The organism is Halovenus marina, assembly GCF_051414115.1.
Taxonomy (GTDB): Archaea; Halobacteriota; Halobacteria; order Halobacteriales; family Haloarculaceae; genus Halovenus; species Halovenus marina.
Window position 1 is genome coordinate 2,506,677 of the sequence record NZ_JBLKNZ010000001.1, and the last position, 17,247, is coordinate 2,523,923.

Genomic DNA, 17,247 nt, shown 5'->3' on the forward strand with positions numbered 1-17,247 from the left:
TTCGTTCATCCGACGTCAGAGACCGCACCCGGACTGTGCTCGGACTGGTTGCGAAAAGATTGATTTTCCTCCTGCCCGCAAGAGTAGGTATGCAGTTCTGTGACGAGTGCGGTTCGATGATGAAAAAGGAAGACGGCGTGATGGTCTGTACCAACTGCGGGCATCGCGCCGAGCAAACGAGCGACGAGGAGTTCGTCAGCACCGAATCCCAGTCGGGCGAGGAACTCATCGAGACAGAGGAGGGTGCGGACTTCGAGGGAAAACCGACCGCGACTGACGTGATCTGCGACGAGTGTGGCCACGACGAGGCGTGGTACACGATCAAACAGACCGCCTCCGCCGACGAACCGCCGACGAGATTTTTCAAATGCAAGGAGTGTGGCTACCGCTGGCGGGAGTACAACTGATACTGCTGACTGGGACTCGATAGCTGATGCCGACCGCCGCGCTCTTTGCCACGCATCTCCAATCTGCTTCTGTGACCCGGCAGACGGATGATAGTCCCGAATCACGCGGCACTCCTGCAGCGAGTTCTCCAGAGTCGTCTGCCGTCTCTGATTCGCCCCGCGTCGAGGTGCATCCAGACAAGGAGGCTATCGTGGACTTCGATCCGTCGCTGACTTTCGAGTGCGTCGATGACTGCACGTGGTGCTGTCAGCACGGCGTCTTGCTGTACGAACCCGACCTGCTGGAACTGGCTGGCTGTGCATCACTCGCCGACGCCACCACGCAGGTGCGCGGCGAGGATTTCGTCCGCAAGGAGGAGAAAGACCGAAGCGAGCACGTCGACGACGAGGGGGAAGCCTGTTACTTTCTCAGAGAGGATGGACTCTGTTCGCTCCACGCGGAACACGACTGGAAGCCTGCCCGCTGCTCGGTGTTTCCCCTCGCAGTCACCGTCGAGGACGGCGACATCCACGTCTCCGTGCGAGACAGCGCCCACGAACACTGTGAGGGCCTCGACGTGAGCGACCGGCGGGTGGTCGACCACCTCGACGCCTTCCTCCCCGAAGTGCTGTGGGACCTCGACGACCCGGCGACGCGCCGGGAACTGTGAGGTTTGCCCTCAATCGATCACCGCTGCTCTGCGATTGCCTCTGCCGAGAGCGCTTGGACCGTCTTGGGGTCGAGGTCGACCTGTTCCCACGGCGGCAATCGCGTGTCTTCGGTCGGTTCGCTGAGACACTCGACGTACCGGTCGACCTGCTCGCGCTCCTGGTCGCGGTCGTACGTGAGGTCGTTGAACGCCGCGTCGACTTCGTACTGGTCGATCAGGCGGTGCGCGTGCGTTCGATACTGGTCGGGAAGCGCCTCGAAGTCCGGTCGAACATCGTGGTCTGCGAGCGTGTTGAACAGGGTCCGTCCGACTTCGGTACACATCTCTCCGAGTCCGGACGGCCCCTCGACCGAGCGGTGGTCGTGTTCGTGTACGCCCAGGTCTGCCTGCGCTGTCCCCGCAAAGCCAGCGTGCTCGAAGGCATCTCCGAGGACGCCGACTTCGAGGCCCCACCCGCGCGGGATTCGGATGCTGCGGGCCAGATTTCCTGTCATCGCAAACTCCCCGGCAAGACTGTATCTGAACGAGTCGAGATACGTGAGATAGGGGGCATCGCTCGTGTCCCGCAGCGCACGAACGAGTGGGGCCCAGAACAGCCGAACGAGGCGGCCGTACAGCCGGTCGTTCTCGACGCGGGCGTAGTAGCCCTTGGCGAACTCGAATCCGCGCGAGAGCGCAAAGAGGAGTCGCGGCACGTGTGTCTCGTCGTAACTGACGGTGTCGGCGTCGTGAACCGCGACGTACTCGGAATCGCTGGCGAGGCCGAGCCCGAGCCAGACATCACGCCCCTTGCCAGCAGTTCCGTCGAGCCCATCCGCTCGCAGCCGGGATTCGACCGCTGGAGCAGTACACCACAGCGTCTCTGTGTTCAGGTCGAACCCGTCGATCCACTCGACGACGGTGCCGATTTCGTCCTCCGTCGCTCGCACGGGAACGATGACCCGATCAGGCTGGATCCGTTCGAGCGTCGAGAGCACTCGATCGGCCGACAGCGTGGAGTGGTCTCGCTGGGCCAGCGGCACCACGACAGTCGTCCGTTCGAGGGGGGCGGACGGCGAGACATCGCCAAAGTCGTGGAGCGTGGTGATGCGCTCCTGGACGTATTCCATTAGGGCAAGGTATGGCTGGATGTCGAAAAACCTCGCGATCCCGTGATGTGACAGCGATCCCGTACTGGTCAGGACACTTAACTACCCTGCGAGAGTAGTGGGCGATATGGAATCAATTCGTAAAGGTCTGCGCTCTGGCGCAGTCGAGAAAGACACCTACGGTCGGCTGACCTGCACCGAGTGTGACGCCGAGCTGACGACGAAAAACGATCCCGACAAAATTGGAAAGGTGCGAAAGTGCCCCGAATGCGGGAGTGAGTGGAAGGACGTCGGCTGAGATATCCGGGAACTACCCCTACTCCGACCGAAGCCCGCTGTATGCCACAAGCAGCTTATTTCTGCTGATGAGGGCCGCAAAGCCAAACATTATCAGCCCAAGTCCTGCAAGCCAGACTGCAAGCACCATCTCCCCGGAGTTGCTGAACAGGTAGCTTCGGTACTCGAAAAAGAGGCCAAGTGCGGACACTCCCGCTGCTGCGACCGCGTAACTGAGGAACACGAACGCTTCGATGCCCAGTTCGATGACTTCCTCTTGCATGGTGTGTAATCATACACCACTCTCTAATGCGCGTGGAAAAACCTATCGGACCGACGCAAGAGCGTCTGCAACCCTGTGTTTGCCACCGCTCAGAGGGACACGCCGGGCGTACGTTTTTATCTCGGAACGAACCATCCCGCCGTGTGATCGCTCGTATCGTCGTCGTCCTGACACTGCTTGGTTCGCTCGGGGCTCCTGTCGCCGCCGAACCGACGATTACGGCGGTGTACCCGAACCCGACGACTGACGGCGACCACGGCGAGTTCGTCACCGTCGACGTGCCAGCAGGCACGGACCTTGCCGAATACACGCTCGTGGACGACGGCGAACCAATCTCACTCGCCACGCTGGTCGAAGACAACAGCACTGCCACTGACCGGACACTGACGCTGTCGACGAACGCCACGCTGACCCGACGGCTTACCGACCGAGAGACGATGCGGAACGGAACCGATCGAGCCGTAATTCAGGTGGAGCGTGGACTGCAACTCGCCAACTCCGGGGACACTGTCTCGCTCCGTCACAACGGGACGGTCGTCGACGACGTTCGCTACGAGTCAGCGCCGGAATCGGAAATCTATCACACTGAAACCCGCGAGTGGGAGCCACTCGGCGCAACCGAGTTCACACCAGTCACGGCCGACAGCGGGCGCGTGGAGGGGTTCGTGTTGCCGGACAGTCCGGACCGCGCCGTCGAGTTTCTGTCGAGCGCCGAGGACCGAATCTTGCTGGCAGGGTACACTCTCTCTGCTGACCGCGTTGTGGAGACACTTCGCGAAGCCAGCGACCGAGGCGTCGCTGTCGAAGTGCTCGTCGACGGCAGTCCGGTTGGCGGCATGGACGCCAGCGTTGCTTCGGCACTCGACCGCCTTGAGCGTGCGGAGGTTCCCGTCTCGGTCATCGACGGTGAGCGCGCCCGTTACCGACACCACCACGCGAAATACGCCGTCGTCGACGACCGTGCGCTCGTCACGACCGAAAACTGGAAGCCGAGCGGAACCGGCGGACACTCCAGTCGCGGCTGGGGCGTCATCACGAATCAGTCTGCCATCGTCGATGGACTCACCGACACCTTCCGCGCCGATGCTGACTGGGTCGGCACGGTCCCGTGGTCTGCGTTCGAGAGACCTGCCGTTTCCGAGGGCGAACCGGTTCAGGGGAGTAGTTCGAGTGCTCGGCGCTATCCGACCGCATTCGAGCCGACATCACTTCCGGTGAATCGAACGCGACTGTTGCTCGCACCCGACAACGCCCGGGCGGAAATCCTCGCGGCGATTCGCTCCGCCGAACACTCGATCGATATCAAGCAGATGAGCATCGGCGCGCCCGACTTCGCATTTCTGCAGGCGGTGATCGACGCTGCCGAGCGCGGCGTCGAGGTTCGGATCTTGCTGTCGAGTGCGTGGTACGTCGAGGAGGACAACCGCAGGCTCCAGCGCTGGCTCGACGACCAAGCTGCGGCCGCCGACCTCCCGATCGAGACCAGACTCGCGACGCCCGGTGACGCCTTCGAGAAGATACACGCGAAGGGGGTGATACTCGACGGTAACCGAACGATCATCGGTAGTATCAACTGGAACGCAAACTCCGTACAGAACAACCGCGAGGTGGCACTGTTGCTCGAGGGCGAACGCGCGGCGGCGTACTTCGAGGCGGTATTCGAGGCCGACTGGAGCGGCGACGACGAGCGCCCAATCCCGCTCGGGCTAGTGGCGGCCGCGCTCGTCTGTGCACTGCTCACCGCGGGATTTGCCGTCCACCAGATCCGCTGGGGCGGTTTCTAGAGCGAATGGCTTTCGTCAGCAATCAGTCTTCGTCGGCGAGAACAGCCGAACTGCCGAGTTCCTCGTCGATTTCGGCTTCCGCCATCTTCTCGACGAGTGCGTCGATGACGCGTGTGCGCATCCCCTTGACGAACTTGATCGACCCGACGACGAGGTGGCCGCCGCCGCTGACGCCACCGCCGGGGACTTCTTCCTGAAGTTCAGAGACGAACTCGGGGATATCGAGTCGGACGCCGTCAGAGCGCAAGACGGCAAAGTCCGGGCCGAATCCGATCGTGATTACTGGGTCGCCAGTTTCCTCGACCTTCCGGTCGTGGATCTTGCCCGTGGTTTTGCCGGGCGCAGGGTAGGTGAAGCGCTTGGCGTGGCGCTCCACGTCGAGGCGGTACAGGTGTGCGCCGTTGTCGAGTCGCTCGTGGGTGACGTGTTCCATCGCCGCATCGAGTTGGGTCTCGACGTCGCGCTCTGCACGCTCCGAGAGGAGGTCGACGAGTTGCTCGTGGCGGCCGCGGTCGGTGCAGTTGACGTTCAACAGGTCGTTGACGAACTCCCGGCCAGCGCTGTAGCGCAGCCAGTAGGTGGCGTAATCGAGTGCTTCGCCGACCGCTCGCAGACGGTTCGTATCGTATCCCTCTTCGCGTGCGAGTTCGAGATAATCCGACATGGCGTCGGCTTCCGAGCGGTCCGCAAGCCCCGCAACGGCGGGGACGTGGCGAATCTCGTCTGTGATCTCCGGGCTGATCATCCGGGCGATAGCGACCGACATCATCCCCGTCGTGATCCGGTAATCCTCGCCGTACATGTAGGGGTTGACGTGTGTCTCGACGAGGTCTTCGACTGCCTCGGGGTCGGGATGATGGTGGTCGACGACGAGAATCGGCACGTCGTAGTGTGCGAGGTTTCGATAGGCGGGCGTGTCCTCCGCCGTGCTCCCGTTGTCGAGCATCAGAAAGAGCGGGAGCTTCTGTCCGTGGCGCTTCCGACTCTCCAGCGCGAAGTTCAGGTCCCGGGTGACGTCTTCGAGTTCGTAAAACGGCGCCTTACTCGGCAGTCGCTTGATCAGATGCCGGGACGACTGGGGGTCCTCCCACGTTTCGTCGATGAACTGTTCGAGCGAATACTGCAGGGGGACGCCCGCACAGAGTCCGTCGCCGTCTGCGTGATGTCGGATCCGGATCGGCCGCCCGTTCAGCACTGCCTCGCGCAGCCGTGATGCGACCATCTGGAGGTCCTCGGAGAGCTTCTCGAAGGCTGGCCACTCGACCAGCGGTTCGACTGAGGCGGCTTCGCTCCCCGTCTCGTCGGCTTCGAGCGATTCGATGGCCTGGTGTCGCCCTTCGCCGTCGAGTCGCTGTAGTCGGTCGACTTCGAGTTGCGTGTACTCGTCCCGTTCTTCGAGAGTTCCGGTCGCCCGAACGATATCGTCGAGTTCGACCTCCGGAAAGGCTCGGACACCGGCGTCCTCGAAGGCCACGCAGGGGACGACGCCGCCCTCGATGCGGACTTGGAAGATGGTCGGCCCGCCCGTCTGCTTTATCTGAACGACACGGCCGACGACGTTGACACGCTCGCCGGTGTGCTCGCCGAGTGACCCGGCGTCGACGCTCGTTCCGGCCCCGACCTGTCGGTACGCCGGGTCGTCGACGCGGGCCTCGACGAAGCTTACGTCGCCGTTCTCGCGAACCTCGCCGAGTTCGACGACGAGCGTCTCGCCGACCTCGTAGCTGTCGGTGAGATTCGAGGTGTGGACGAGTCCGGAGACGTTCTCCGAGAGGTCGACGAAGACGCCGTACTCGACGACGCCGTTGACAGTCGCGCGATACGGGGTGTCCGCTTCGATATCGTCTATCGTACAGCCCGGGTCGAGGTCGTAGACGACCGTCTCCCCGTCGCTATCGGATGAATCCGCACGTGCGGCACCGTTTTCTCCGGTACCGTGAGATGGAGTCATACCCTGTTTTGGACACTGGTCCGTTTTTAAGCTTCGATATCCCCGCCGTCCAGCCGGAACGCTTAGAAAGGCCGGGTTCCGAACGCCGTGTATGGAACTGGTTCGGCCGTCCTGCCGTTTGCCATCCGCGTACACGAGCGAGCGAACACGGCCGTCGACGGACGTCATCGAGCAGTCGAGTACACAGACATGACTCGGGTCGTCGCGCAGGGGACGTTCGACATTCTTCACCCTGGCCACGTACATTATCTCGAGGAAGCAGCCGAACTCGGCGACGATCTTCACGTCATCGTCTCACGGACACCGAACGTGACACACAAGCCCGGTCCCGTCATCCCGGACCGACAGCGCACCGAGATGGTTGCAGCACTCGCCCCCGTCGACGAGGCACATCTGGGCCATCCCGACGACATCTTCGTTCCAATCGAGAAGATCAGCCCCGATGTCATCGTTCTCGGCCACGACCAGCACCACGACACAGACGCACTCGAAGCCGAACTCGACCGCCGCGGGATCGACTGTGACCTCCATCGGGCCTCTGCTCGCACTCCACAGTTCGATGGGGAACTGCTCTCGACGCGGGACATCATCGACCGGATCCTCGAAGAGCGACCGCGGGACTGAACGCTCACCGAGCGACTGCCGGACTGCTTTTGGGCCGGATGTAGTTACCGACTCTCGCCCTGCTTCACCTTGTTCAAATAGGTGAGTTCCACCGTACGCGCTACTGAATTACTTTGATGGAAACCATCACCCACGCGTTAGTGGTAAGATTCTTTTTCCGTGGTAACATAGTCGCATCTATGTCAACAGAGACGGATGCGCAGGGACGGCTGTACATCCCGAAAGAGGTGCGCGAGAAGTACGGCCAAAAGTATCATATCGTTATGTACGAGGATAGAATCGAGCTGATCCCGGTGGCTGACGACCCACTCGCCGCTGTCCGCGAGGCGGCAGGCGAGCTTCACGATACATCAGTCGAGAACATTCGGGAGGACATCGAGGTGGAGGCGAAAGACGAGGCAGAGGAAGCCGGCAGCGACAGATGACGGTGTACGTCGAGACGGATTTCTTACTCGCACTCGCCAAGGACACTGATTGGTTACAGGGCTCTGCAGAGGACGCTATTGTCGAATACGACATCGAAACGTCACCGTTCTCGTATCTCGAACTCCTCCTGGCCCGGGAACGCTACGAGTTCGACTACGTTCCGCTGGTGGCGAACCTGCTCGAACTCGTCCCTGTGCGGAACGAGGAAGAGAAACAGATAGTTCTGAAAGCCGTCAACTACTACGACGAGGGAATGACGCCACTCGATGCGTTCCACGCAGCGACTGCGGAAACGCGAGGGATGGACGTACTCTCTTCCGAGAAAGACTACGAAGACATCGAGGTAGAACGAGTTCCACTCGAACCGAACGACGAGGAGTGACTCTGGACAGGGGAACACAGTACTTTCTGAACGAAGCGTGGTACTCGTAGCGGTTGTCGTGGTTGAATGCCCTAACGTGCGCCGACTCTCGTCTTCCGTCTGCTGCTCGAACGTCAGACCCACTGAATACTGTTCAGAATCCAGCTTCTCATCGATGAGCGCCCGATAGAGCCCGTGAAAAGTTCGTATTTCGCCTACCTCGACTCACGTTGCTCCACTTTGTTCAACTCGATCAGAAGTCGAAAGATGGCCTTGACGAGATTCGCGTCGACGTCGAACTGCTCTGCATTTTCGCCCGCCCGGTCCATCACACGCTGTTCCTGCTGTTCGTCCGTGGTCGGCAGGTCCCGCGTCGCCTTCACTTCGGCGATGGTGTCAGCGACGTAGGTTCGCCGGGCGATCAGTTCCACGATTTCGTGGTCGATATCGCGTATCTCTTCGCGCAGTTCCTCAAGAGACATGTCCTCCGGGTCGAGCCCGGCGGATTTGTTGGTTTCAGTCATCGATGAGCGTTCCCTCTGTCTGGGTCCGTGTCAGCAGCGTCCGCCCGTCCCGCCTTGCCCACACCGATTCGAGCGATTCGAGTCGCTCCCGCTGGCCGACGGCGACGAAACTCGGGCCGGTGCCGGAAAGGGAGACACCCGCGGTGGTCTCCATCGCTTCGACCATCGGCTCCGGATCGAAGCCCAGTGCGGCACAGAAGGCGAGACCGTTGACCGTCATCGCCTGCTCGTAGTTTCCATCGAGCGCGAGGTCCGCAACCAGTTCGGCCATCGACGCGACCGCCCGACATCGTTCGACATCTGCATCTGCGCTGTAGGCGCGCTCCGGCGGCGTCCAGACGAGCACGTCCCACGAGCGCGTCTCGCGGGCGAGCAGTTCGTCCGCCGTATTATCCGTCACTGTCACGCCGCCGAGCATGCTCGCGCTCGCATCGTCGAACGCGCCGGTGACGGTCACACCGACGTCGCGTGCGGCCGCGACGCCGATCCGGGCGGCCTCCTCGCGAGATATCTCGTCGGCAGCGTCGAGCGCGTCGAGCGTCGCCATGACGGTGGCGTTTGCCGCCGCACTCGACGATTTCAGCCCCGACGCCATCGGCACCTCGCTGTCCGTGCGAACGGTTCCGCCTTCCCCGGATCCGAACCGGTCGGTCACGCGCTCGACACACCGCTCGATGAGTCGCGTGTCCGCATCCGCCTGCCCGGCGACCGTTCCCTCGACAGAACCCTCCGCCAGCGAGACGGTCGCGGTGACGTACTCGTCGATGGCAAAGGCCGACCCTGTTCCCGTCGCGAGCGCGTTCAACACCGTCCCGGCCGCGGGTGCGCGTGCCTGACCGTCCATCGTGTCTATGCTTCCCACAGCGCCGTATATACCTGTGGTGATCTCTGTGTCCCGACGTTCGGGCGGAATCTGACAGTGTCGCTAGATCCCCTGTTTCATCAGATGACTCCGGAGGATGTCGGCTTCGCGGTTTGCGGTCGCCGGATCGACGAGCACGACCGTCTCGTTCGGCTCGAAGGCGCCCTGGTCTGCGAGTCGTCGCGTCGCGGCGACTGCTGTTCCGCCGGTCGCACTCGTCGGAACGCCCGCGCCAGAGCGTGAGACGGCCGCTTCGAGGATCGCCTCGTCCTCGACGGCGACCGCTGCGCCGCCGGTCGTTTCGAGCGCGTTCAGGACGTACGAGCCACCGGCCGGATCGGGGATTTCGAGCGGACCACAGATCGTATCTGGATGGTCGACCGGGTCGTGCGTGCGGGCGCCGCGCTCCCACGCCGCTGCGATCGGATCACATCCCGCGGCCTGCGCGGCGTACAGGTGTGGAATCGACTCGATTGCTCCCGCCGTCGCCAACTCACGAAAGCCCTTGTAGATGCCCACGAGGGTCCCGCCGTGGCCGGTCGGACAGACGACTGCGTCCGGCGTCGGTTCGGCATCGAGGTGGAGTTCGTACGCGAGTGTCTTGATCCCCTCGTGACGGTACGGCGTCGCGAAGGGCGCAAGCGAGTAGTGGTCGGACGCCGCCGACTCGAACGCCTCGCGCGCGTCGGAGTATCTGCCGCCGACGACCGTCATCTCGCCGCCGTGGACGTTTATCATCGCCTTGTTGGCAAACGGGGTCCGCGAGGGTGCAAACGAGTGTGAGTCAAGCCCCGCACGGGAGGCGTAGGCGGCCGCCGACTGCCCGCCGTTGCCGGTGGTCGGAAGTGCGACCTCATCCGCCCCGTGTTCTCGGGCCACCGAGACAGCGACGGCCATCCCGCGGTCGATGACACCACCGGTCGGGTTACAGCCCTCGGCTTTGAATCCCACGCCGCCGACACCGAACTCGTCAGCCAGATCCGGACAGTCGATTCGCGGCGTCGCCGCCTCGCCGGTCGTGAGGAGCGAGTCGGCGGGAACCGGGAGGACGGGTGCAAAATCTGCGATTCCGCGCGGCTCGTCAGGCATCGATTCGGTCGCGGTTGCGAGTTCGTCACTTCCGTAGGTTGGTTCGAGCGTCCCTCCGCAGTCGGGACAGCGGTGTGTCGTCGACACCGGGTCGAACTGCTCGGCACAGTCCAGACAGCGCAGGCCAGCGAACGCGTCGGTCGTCTCCATACCGGCGCGTGGACTTCCGGCGACTAAGCCCTGTCGTCACCTCGCAGGCGTTTTGGTCCTCGGACACACAGAAGAGGTATGACCGCTGTCGCTGTCGTCGGTGGCGGCCTCGCCGGACTCGTCACCGCTCGCAGACTCGCTATGGCGGGGGCCGACGTGACGCTGTTCGAGCGCGAACCGACCGTCGGCGGCCGGGTTCGGACGACCCACGACGACGGATTCACCTTCGACCGGGGATTTCAGGTGCTCTTTCCCGCCTATCCCGCAGTTCAGTCAGAACTCGACCTGGATGCGCTGTCGCTTGGAACCTTTCGGCCCGGCGCGACGCTGGCGCGGCCGGGCGAGCGGTCGGCGCTCGCCGACCCGTTTCGGGACCCGCGCGCGCTCGTCCCGACACTGCTCAACCACAACGTCACGCTCGGCGATGCCATCCGCGTCCTCTGGTTACGTCGGGAACTCGACCGGGCCCCCGTCTCCGAACTGCTCGACCACGACGACCAGACGATTGCCGACTATCTCGCAGAGAGAGGCTTCTCGGAGCAGTTCCGTGACCGCTTTTTCGCGCCCTTCTACGGCGGGATCACGCTGGACCGGTCGCTGTCGAGTTCCCGGTTTGTCTTCGAGTACACCTTCAAGATGCTGCTCGACTGTGAAGCGGCACTTCCCGCTGAGGGGATGGGCGCAATCCCCGACCAACTCGCAACACGCGCACGAAACGCAGGCGGGACCATCGAAACCGACAGAACCGTGACCGACGTTCGCGCCGACGACGAGCAAGCATCCGTCGAGACGGCGAGCGAAACTGTGCGGGCGGATGCTGTTGTCGTTGCGACCGATCCTCGCTCCGCTCGCGAGTTGACCGGCGTCGAGTCCATCCCGACCGAGGGGCGCGCCTGCGTGACACAGCAGTTCTCTGTGCCCCGGAGTCAGCAACTCGACACTGGGGGGCGACTCGTTCTCAACGCCGACGACGAGCGCCCGAATCAGGTCGCACCGATGACCGACGCCGCACCGTCCTACGCGCCCGACAGATACCACCTGCTGAGTGCAACCTTCCTCGGTGAGCAGGACGCGGACGACGAGGCACTTGCCGAGGAGGTGCGCGACGCGCTGGCGGCGTGGTACCCGGAGAATAGTTTCGCGGATCTGGAACTTCTGCGAACCGACCGAATCGAGTTCGCCCAGTTCGCGCAACCGCCCGGCTTTCGCGACTCGCTTCCCGCCGTCGACGCGCCCGACGGCCCCGTCTATCTCGCTGGCGATTACACCGCGTGGTCGTCGATCCAGGGCGCAATACAAAGCGGCGTCCGGGCCGCGAGCGCGGTCAGCGATTCGACGGACGACCGCTGAGCAGAACGCTACGGGACACTATAGCTGGCTTCTGAACTCCCCGAGTGGCGGAAAGGCGAGCGGTTCGCCAGTCTCCGGGTCGAGCACGTGCGGGGCCATGGACCCGATGTCTCTCAGGAGCGGTGACATGAACTCCCGGCTTCGCATGTCGTTTATCTCGACGCCGCTGACGAGGCGATTGAACGACGGGAGCATGAGCACGTCGCTGCCCTCGTAGGTTCCCTCCCCGACGAGATAGCAGGGTCGGCGCTGTCCTTCGATAGTGATCGTCGGGTGGTCGTGTCCGATTACGTACCGCGTTGCATCCTCGGTCGGTTCGACGTGGCCGTGACAGACGACTGTCCCGTCGAGGCGATGCTCTGGGGTCGTCGGTCCCGACCAGACGGTGTCGAGCATCGTGTCGTGGTTCCCCGGCGTGACGACGATGCGGACGCCAGCGGCGTCTGCCGCCGACTGTAGTCCGCCGAGCGTCGACTCCGCCAGTCGCGGCACGCCGTCGAAGGAGTGTAACAGGTCGCCAGCGACGACCACCTCCTCGGGGTCGAAGTGGTCACAGAGCGTCTCGAAGCGGTCGACCATGTCCGCCCCGTCGCCGACGGGAAACTCGACGTTCGAGGTCACGCCTTGCCCGACGTGCAGGTCGGCGAGGACGAGCGTCCCGTCGAGGAAGACGGCACGGTCTCTGAAGACCACATCCGAGAACGCGTCCATACCGCGTCTGGGGTCCCGACGCTGATAGGCGTGACGACGAGACTCGCGTGGCGTCGTGATCTGTCTGACTGACCGCATTCTCTCAGGACAGATACATACTGACCGGCGACCAAACGGAGGTATGGAACAGCGTTCCGTCGTCACCGTCTTTCTCAGACACCGGGACGAAGTGCTGTTGCTCCGCCGCAGCGACGATGTCGGCTCCTACGCCGGTCAGTGGGGCGCTGTAGCGGGCCACGCCGAGGGTGACCCCGACCGGGCGGCGCGAACCGAACTTCGCGAAGAGACGGGTATCGACCCCGACGGGACGACGCTGGTCCGTGTTGGCGATCCCTTCGATGTTGTCGACGAGAAGCGAGGAACGCACTGGCGCGTTCACCCGTACCTCTTCGAGAGTCCCACCCGTGCGGTGGCGACAAACTGGGAAACGAGCGAGTTCGAGTGGGTCAGCCCGACCGAAATCCTCCGACGCGAAACTGTTCCCGACCTGTGGGCATCCTACGACCGTGTTCGTCCGACCGCCGAGACCATCGCGGCAGATACCGAGCATGGCTCTACAACGATTTCCTACCGGGCGCTCGCCGTGCTTCGTGACGAGGCAGGGCTGCGGGCCGAAACCGACGCTGGGGACGACTTCGAAGCGATCGCAGCTGTCGCCCGGAATCTTCGCGACGCTCGGCCGTCGATGACGGTACTCGCAAACCGCGTCAATCGAGCGGTGGCAACTGCAGACGACCGGACGCCCCACGCCGTCGAGGCGGCCGCGGCGGACCAACTCGCCCACGCACGGCACGCGGATAGGGACGCAGCACACACAGCCGCGGAACTGATCGACGGAACGGCTGTCGCGACGCTGTCGCGCTCGGGGACGGTCAGGCAGGTACTGACCGAAGCCACACCAGAGTCGCTGCTGGTCGCCGAATCTCGGCCGGGGCGAGAAGGCCTCGGCGTCGCGGAGACGTTCGCAGACCAGACGACGGTCACGCTCACCACGGACGCCGCCTTCGGCTACGAACTCGCCACCGAATCTGTCTCGACGCTTCTCGTCGGCGCAGACAGCATTCTCCCCGACGGGTCGGTCGTGAACAAGGTCGGAACCCGGGCGGCGGCGACAGTCGCCACGCGCGAGGATATCGACGTGTACGCCGTCGCGGCGACGGACAAGATCGATCCGGAGGGAACGGTCGACCTCGAACCGCGAGACCCGGCGGAGGTGTACGATGGGAACATGCCCATCTCGGTGGTGAATCCGACCTTCGACGTGACCGACGCGGCCGCTATCGACGGCATCGTGACCGAGCGCGGCGTACTGGACGGCAGGGAGGTTCCGGCTATCGCCGAGGAACTGGCCGCGTTCGCGTCGTGGGGCTGATACTGCTGGCTGTGCCATTTTGAACAAATTCGCCACCCGGGGTGGCGAATATCTGTACGAACGTACAGCCAGCAGTATAATACTGCCAGTCGTCCGTTCGGGCCGACAGTCGCGGGTCTCTCCCATCACAAAAATTATCGGGACGGCACACCGTTGTCGGGATGATGTACGAGATACTCGTCGCCGTCGACGCCGACGAACAGCGCGCGCTGAAACAGGTCGAAGCGATCACCAACCTGTCCGAGGTGACCGAGAACACTCACGTCTCGCTTCTGCACGTGTTCAGCGAGAATCCAGAGGGCGCATCGGCCAGTCAGATCGCGTCTGTTCGGGCCGTGAAAAACGCTCTCGAAGATGCGGGCATCGAGGTCGCAATCCGGGAACGGAGCGGCGATCCAGCCGAAACCATCCTCCAGTTTGCCGACGAACTCGACGTCGATCTCATCTCCGTTTCGGGCCGGAAGCGAACACCCGCTGGCAAGGCGCTCTTGGGGAGTGTCTCCCAGAAAGTTCTGCTCGATGCCGAGCGTCCAGTGCTTCACACTGCTGCGGAGTAATCGATCAGCATTTCAGCCCCGCTCTGACCGAAAAATTCGAGAAACGATACCGTTATTGTCGAACGGACCCTACATCAGATAATGACCACGAACACCCCCTCCACTGAGCATCTGCCACCCGATAAGACGACGCTCTACTGTCCGAACTGTGGTCACGCGAGTCGGATCGACGGTGATTGGCTCGTCGACGTTCGCGCGAACCAGGTCGACTACGAGTGCCCCGACTGCGGGACGACGGTCAGCTCGCGTCCCGACAGCGCAGCGGTGGCCACGCAACCCGGTGGCGCGATGGAGTGTTGCAACGCCGATTGAAAGTCAGAAGATAGCGACAATTTCGTCTGCGACGGCGTCTGTGTCCCACGTGTTCATCAGATTCGTTATCGCGGCTTTCAAATCGACGAGTTGCTCCGGCGAGACCGAGAGCCCGTGTGTGATGGTCTCGATGCGCTCGTCTGCGCTGTCGAAGGCCGTCTTCTGGTCCTGCCCATAGGAGCTAAAGCCGCGCATCGAGGCGTCGCTTCGGACCGGCAGTGACCCCTTCTCGCGGCTGAATCGCCGCTGTCCCTCTGCGGAGCCAGCGTATTCGAGAAATGGCCGGACCGCGTCGACGTCGGCAGATGCAGACGGGATGAAGGCGTCGAGCACCATCACGTACTCCCCTTCGGTTCCGGGGAACGGAACCTGCGTCCAGTCCTCGCCGTAGGTGAATCCATCCGTATCCACGAACACGCCTGCCGCCCAGTCCCCCTGTGGATACACCGGTGCGCCGCCGTTCATGAACTCCTGATTCGCGTCCGTCAGATCGCGGTAGAGCGCACCGTCCGGCGCGAGTTCGGCGAACTCGACGACGTGGTCGAGTGCTGACTGGATCACGTTCCGATGTCGGTCGGCGTTCCCGCCGGTCACATCCCGGAATGTCGCCGCGTCCGAGAGGCCGAGCAGCGTCAACTCCCAGACCTGCAACACAGTGAACGGATTCGCCATCGGGAGCAGGATTCCCGGCTTTCCCGTCCGGTCTGCGTACGCCTGCAACTGCTCGACTAGTTCGGTCGGATCCGACGCAGTTCCGGGTTCGAACTCGCCTTCCCGGGCGGTTTTGACGTTGACAAAGAGGTTGTTGAGACGCTGTACTGTGACCGGAACTGCACGGTAGGTCCCGTCGATGCGTGCCGTGTCGGCGACTTCGGGGAGGTAGGCACTCTCCAGCCCCGACTGCGCCCAGATATCGTCGATGTCAGCGACGACCCCGGCCTCGTCGTATCGTCTGGTCTCGCCGCCCGGGAACCCCGTCCAGATGTCCGGCGGGTCCTCCATCAGAATTCGACTTTTGACCTGGAGTCGCAGGTTGTCGTACTGAGTTTCGTCCACGGTGAAATCGGCGCTTCCCTCGTACCCATCGAGCAGTGCCGCGAGTGCGCTCGCCCCGTCCCCGCCGACGTAGTGATGCGCGAGTTCGACGTTACGTCTCGCTCGCTGACTGTCGTGTTGCATCTCTATGCACCCGGTTGCACGTGTTCTAAGGTTAAGCGTTCGGCCCGATTTCGAGATTTGATACCCACGCGGGCACGTTTTTTTCGCGCTTGGACACTCGTCTCGCATCCGTGTTTGCAGACAAACACTTTTTACTGGAGGCTCCAAAGGGCGCATGTAATGGATATCGCACTCTCATCAGCAACCGTACCGGTGGGGTCGATCGTCGCCGTCATCCTGTTTCTCATCGCGGTGGTGACCGCCTATCAGAGCATCGTCATCGTCCGCGCATACGAGAAGCGGGCATACACCCGGTTCGGTGAGTATCGTGGTCTGCTCGAACCCGGGCCGAGCATCGTCTTGCCCTTTGTGACACGAACCTACACGTTCGACATGCGAACGCAGACGCTCGACGTGCCCCGGCAGGAAGCGATCACGCGGGACAACTCGCCGGTGACTGCAGACGCGGTCGTCTACATCAAGGTGATGGACGCCGAGAAGGCCTTCCTCGAAGTCGACGACTACAAGAAGGCCGTCTCGAATCTCGCACAGACCACGCTGCGTGCCGTACTCGGTGACATGGAACTCGACGACACGCTCAACAAGCGCCAGGAGATAAACGCGAAGATCCGCCGCGAACTCGACGAACCAACCGACGAGTGGGGGATCCGCGTCGAGTCCGTCGAGGTCCGCGAGGTCAACCCCTCCAAGGACGTCCAGCAGGCCATGGAGCAACAGACCTCCGCCGAACGCCGCCGCCGTGCCATGATCCTCGAAGCGCAGGGTGAGCGACGGAGCGCAATCGAGGAGGCACAGGGTGACAAGCAGTCGAACATCATCCGCGCACAGGGTGAAAAGCAGAGCCAGATCCTCGAAGCGCAGGGTGACGCCATCTCGACGGTGCTGCGTGCGAAATCCGCCGAGTCGATGGGTGAACGCGCGGTCATCGAGCGCGGCATGGAGACCCTCGAAGAGATCGGCAAAGGCGAGTCCACGAAGTTCGTGTTGCCACAGGAACTTACCTCGCTCGTCGGTCGCTACGGCAAACACCTGCAGGGCAGTGACACCAAGGAGGATGGTCACGTCCTCGAAGGGCTCGATTTCGACCAGGAGACCCGCGAGATGCTCGGTCTCGACGACATCGAGGAGATTCTCGGCGAACTCGACGACGAGGAGGAGGTCGTCGACTTCGAGAAGATGGAAGAGGAGGCACAGGCGGTCAAGGAAGGCGAGAGCCGTGCCGACATCAAGGACCCGGACGAGATTATCGACGACGCCGCGGGCGCGGAGTTCAACGACGGCGAAAACTGAC

20 protein-coding genes are annotated in these 17,247 nt (G+C 63.0%); 12 read left to right on the forward strand and 8 right to left on the reverse strand.

The features are described from left to right. The first annotated feature begins 89 nt into the window (after positions 1-89). Positions 90-407 carry a transcription factor S gene (locus ACMGFL_RS12695; RefSeq protein ID WP_436935903.1) on the forward strand — a complete coding sequence of 106 codons (318 nt, stop codon included), beginning with the start codon at positions 90-92 and terminating at the stop codon, positions 405-407. A gap of 26 nt (positions 408-433) precedes the next feature. Then, positions 434-1,057 (forward strand): YkgJ family cysteine cluster protein, encoded by a 624-nt coding sequence (locus ACMGFL_RS12700; protein ID WP_436935904.1) that lies wholly within the window; start codon positions 434-436, stop codon positions 1,055-1,057. 17 nt (positions 1,058-1,074) lie between these two features. Here ACMGFL_RS12700 and ACMGFL_RS12705 read toward each other — a convergent pair whose 3' ends face one another. Next, positions 1,075-2,166 carry a glycosyltransferase family protein gene (locus ACMGFL_RS12705; protein ID WP_436935905.1) on the reverse strand — a complete coding sequence of 364 codons (1,092 nt, stop codon included), beginning with the start codon at positions 2,164-2,166 and terminating at the stop codon, positions 1,075-1,077. Between the two features lie 106 nt (positions 2,167-2,272). Here ACMGFL_RS12705 and ACMGFL_RS12710 point away from each other — a divergent pair, with 106 nt between their 5' ends. Next, positions 2,273-2,443 carry an HVO_0758 family zinc finger protein gene (locus ACMGFL_RS12710; RefSeq protein ID WP_436935906.1) on the forward strand — a complete coding sequence of 57 codons (171 nt, stop codon included), beginning with the start codon at positions 2,273-2,275 and terminating at the stop codon, positions 2,441-2,443. An 18-nt stretch (positions 2,444-2,461) separates the two neighbouring features. Here ACMGFL_RS12710 and ACMGFL_RS12715 read toward each other — a convergent pair whose 3' ends face one another. Then, positions 2,462-2,704: a DUF8151 family protein gene (locus ACMGFL_RS12715; RefSeq protein WP_436935907.1), complete on the reverse strand. Its 243-nt coding sequence runs from the start codon at positions 2,702-2,704 to the stop codon at positions 2,462-2,464. Positions 2,705-2,847: 143 nt separating this feature from the next. Between ACMGFL_RS12715 and ACMGFL_RS12720 the strand changes: the two genes are divergently transcribed. After that, positions 2,848-4,488, forward strand: coding sequence for a phospholipase D-like domain-containing protein (locus tag ACMGFL_RS12720; RefSeq protein WP_436935908.1), 1,641 nt, complete (start codon positions 2,848-2,850; stop codon positions 4,486-4,488). A 22-nt stretch (positions 4,489-4,510) separates the two neighbouring features. On the opposite strand, the gene han is transcribed toward ACMGFL_RS12720, so the two are convergent. Continuing rightward, positions 4,511-6,439 carry a Hef-associated nuclease gene (han, locus tag ACMGFL_RS12725; RefSeq protein WP_436935909.1) on the reverse strand — a complete coding sequence of 643 codons (1,929 nt, stop codon included), beginning with the start codon at positions 6,437-6,439 and terminating at the stop codon, positions 4,511-4,513. Between the two features lie 189 nt (positions 6,440-6,628). On the opposite strand from han, the gene ACMGFL_RS12730 reads away from it, so the two are divergent. The 3 genes from ACMGFL_RS12730 to ACMGFL_RS12740 all read left to right on the forward strand — a co-directional run bounded on the left by ACMGFL_RS12730 (position 6,629) and on the right by ACMGFL_RS12740 (position 7,871). Then, positions 6,629-7,063, forward strand: a complete 435-nt coding sequence (locus ACMGFL_RS12730; RefSeq protein WP_436935910.1) for an FAD synthase family protein — start codon at positions 6,629-6,631, stop codon at positions 7,061-7,063. A gap of 179 nt (positions 7,064-7,242) precedes the next feature. Beyond that, complete coding sequence (locus ACMGFL_RS12735; RefSeq protein WP_436935911.1) at positions 7,243-7,488, forward strand: AbrB/MazE/SpoVT family DNA-binding domain-containing protein; 246 nt, start codon at positions 7,243-7,245, stop codon at positions 7,486-7,488. Continuing rightward, positions 7,485-7,871: a PIN domain-containing protein gene (locus ACMGFL_RS12740; RefSeq protein WP_436935912.1), complete on the forward strand. Its 387-nt coding sequence runs from the start codon at positions 7,485-7,487 to the stop codon at positions 7,869-7,871. Before ACMGFL_RS12735 ends, ACMGFL_RS12740 begins: the two co-directional genes overlap by 4 nt. A gap of 194 nt (positions 7,872-8,065) precedes the next feature. On the opposite strand, the gene ACMGFL_RS12745 is transcribed toward ACMGFL_RS12740, so the two are convergent. The 3 genes from ACMGFL_RS12745 to ACMGFL_RS12755 all read right to left on the reverse strand — a co-directional run bounded on the left by ACMGFL_RS12745 (position 8,066) and on the right by ACMGFL_RS12755 (position 10,475). Next, complete coding sequence (locus ACMGFL_RS12745; protein WP_436935913.1) at positions 8,066-8,374, reverse strand: chorismate mutase; 309 nt, start codon at positions 8,372-8,374, stop codon at positions 8,066-8,068. After that, positions 8,367-9,218 (reverse strand): shikimate kinase, encoded by an 852-nt coding sequence (locus tag ACMGFL_RS12750; RefSeq protein ID WP_436935914.1) that lies wholly within the window; start codon positions 9,216-9,218, stop codon positions 8,367-8,369. The genes ACMGFL_RS12745 and ACMGFL_RS12750 overlap by 8 nt, the downstream gene beginning before the upstream one ends. Before the next feature lie 81 nt (positions 9,219-9,299). Further along, positions 9,300-10,475 (reverse strand): threonine synthase, encoded by a 1,176-nt coding sequence (locus ACMGFL_RS12755; protein ID WP_436935915.1) that lies wholly within the window; start codon positions 10,473-10,475, stop codon positions 9,300-9,302. 78 nt (positions 10,476-10,553) lie between these two features. Between ACMGFL_RS12755 and ACMGFL_RS12760 the strand changes: the two genes are divergently transcribed. After that, a complete protein-coding gene (locus ACMGFL_RS12760) occupies positions 10,554-11,825 on the forward strand; it encodes an NAD(P)/FAD-dependent oxidoreductase (RefSeq protein WP_436935916.1) in 1,272 nt (423 codons plus the stop codon). An 18-nt stretch (positions 11,826-11,843) separates the two neighbouring features. On the opposite strand, the gene ACMGFL_RS12765 is transcribed toward ACMGFL_RS12760, so the two are convergent. Further along, positions 11,844-12,536 carry a metallophosphoesterase gene (locus ACMGFL_RS12765; RefSeq protein ID WP_436935917.1) on the reverse strand — a complete coding sequence of 231 codons (693 nt, stop codon included), beginning with the start codon at positions 12,534-12,536 and terminating at the stop codon, positions 11,844-11,846. A gap of 121 nt (positions 12,537-12,657) precedes the next feature. Here ACMGFL_RS12765 and ACMGFL_RS12770 point away from each other — a divergent pair, with 121 nt between their 5' ends. The 3 genes from ACMGFL_RS12770 (at position 12,658) to ACMGFL_RS12780 (ending at position 14,777) form a co-directional block, all read left to right on the forward strand. After that, positions 12,658-13,908, forward strand: a complete 1,251-nt coding sequence (locus ACMGFL_RS12770; protein ID WP_436935918.1) for an eIF2B alpha/beta/delta subunit family protein — start codon at positions 12,658-12,660, stop codon at positions 13,906-13,908. 164 nt (positions 13,909-14,072) lie between these two features. After that, positions 14,073-14,465 carry a universal stress protein gene (locus tag ACMGFL_RS12775; RefSeq protein WP_436935919.1) on the forward strand — a complete coding sequence of 131 codons (393 nt, stop codon included), beginning with the start codon at positions 14,073-14,075 and terminating at the stop codon, positions 14,463-14,465. 81 nt (positions 14,466-14,546) lie between these two features. Next, a complete protein-coding gene (locus tag ACMGFL_RS12780; RefSeq protein WP_436935920.1) occupies positions 14,547-14,777 on the forward strand; it encodes a DUF8106 domain-containing protein in 231 nt (76 codons plus the stop codon). A 3-nt stretch (positions 14,778-14,780) separates the two neighbouring features. Here the strand turns inward: ACMGFL_RS12780 and ACMGFL_RS12785 are convergent, their stop codons facing one another. Further along, entirely contained in the window at positions 14,781-15,956 is a 1,176-nt protein-coding gene (locus ACMGFL_RS12785; protein ID WP_436935921.1) for an ABC transporter substrate-binding protein, read from the reverse strand. 159 nt (positions 15,957-16,115) lie between these two features. Here ACMGFL_RS12785 and ACMGFL_RS12790 point away from each other — a divergent pair, with 159 nt between their 5' ends. Further along, a complete protein-coding gene (locus ACMGFL_RS12790; RefSeq protein WP_436935922.1) occupies positions 16,116-17,246 on the forward strand; it encodes an SPFH domain-containing protein in 1,131 nt (376 codons plus the stop codon). Position 17,247: the final 1 nt, after the last annotated feature.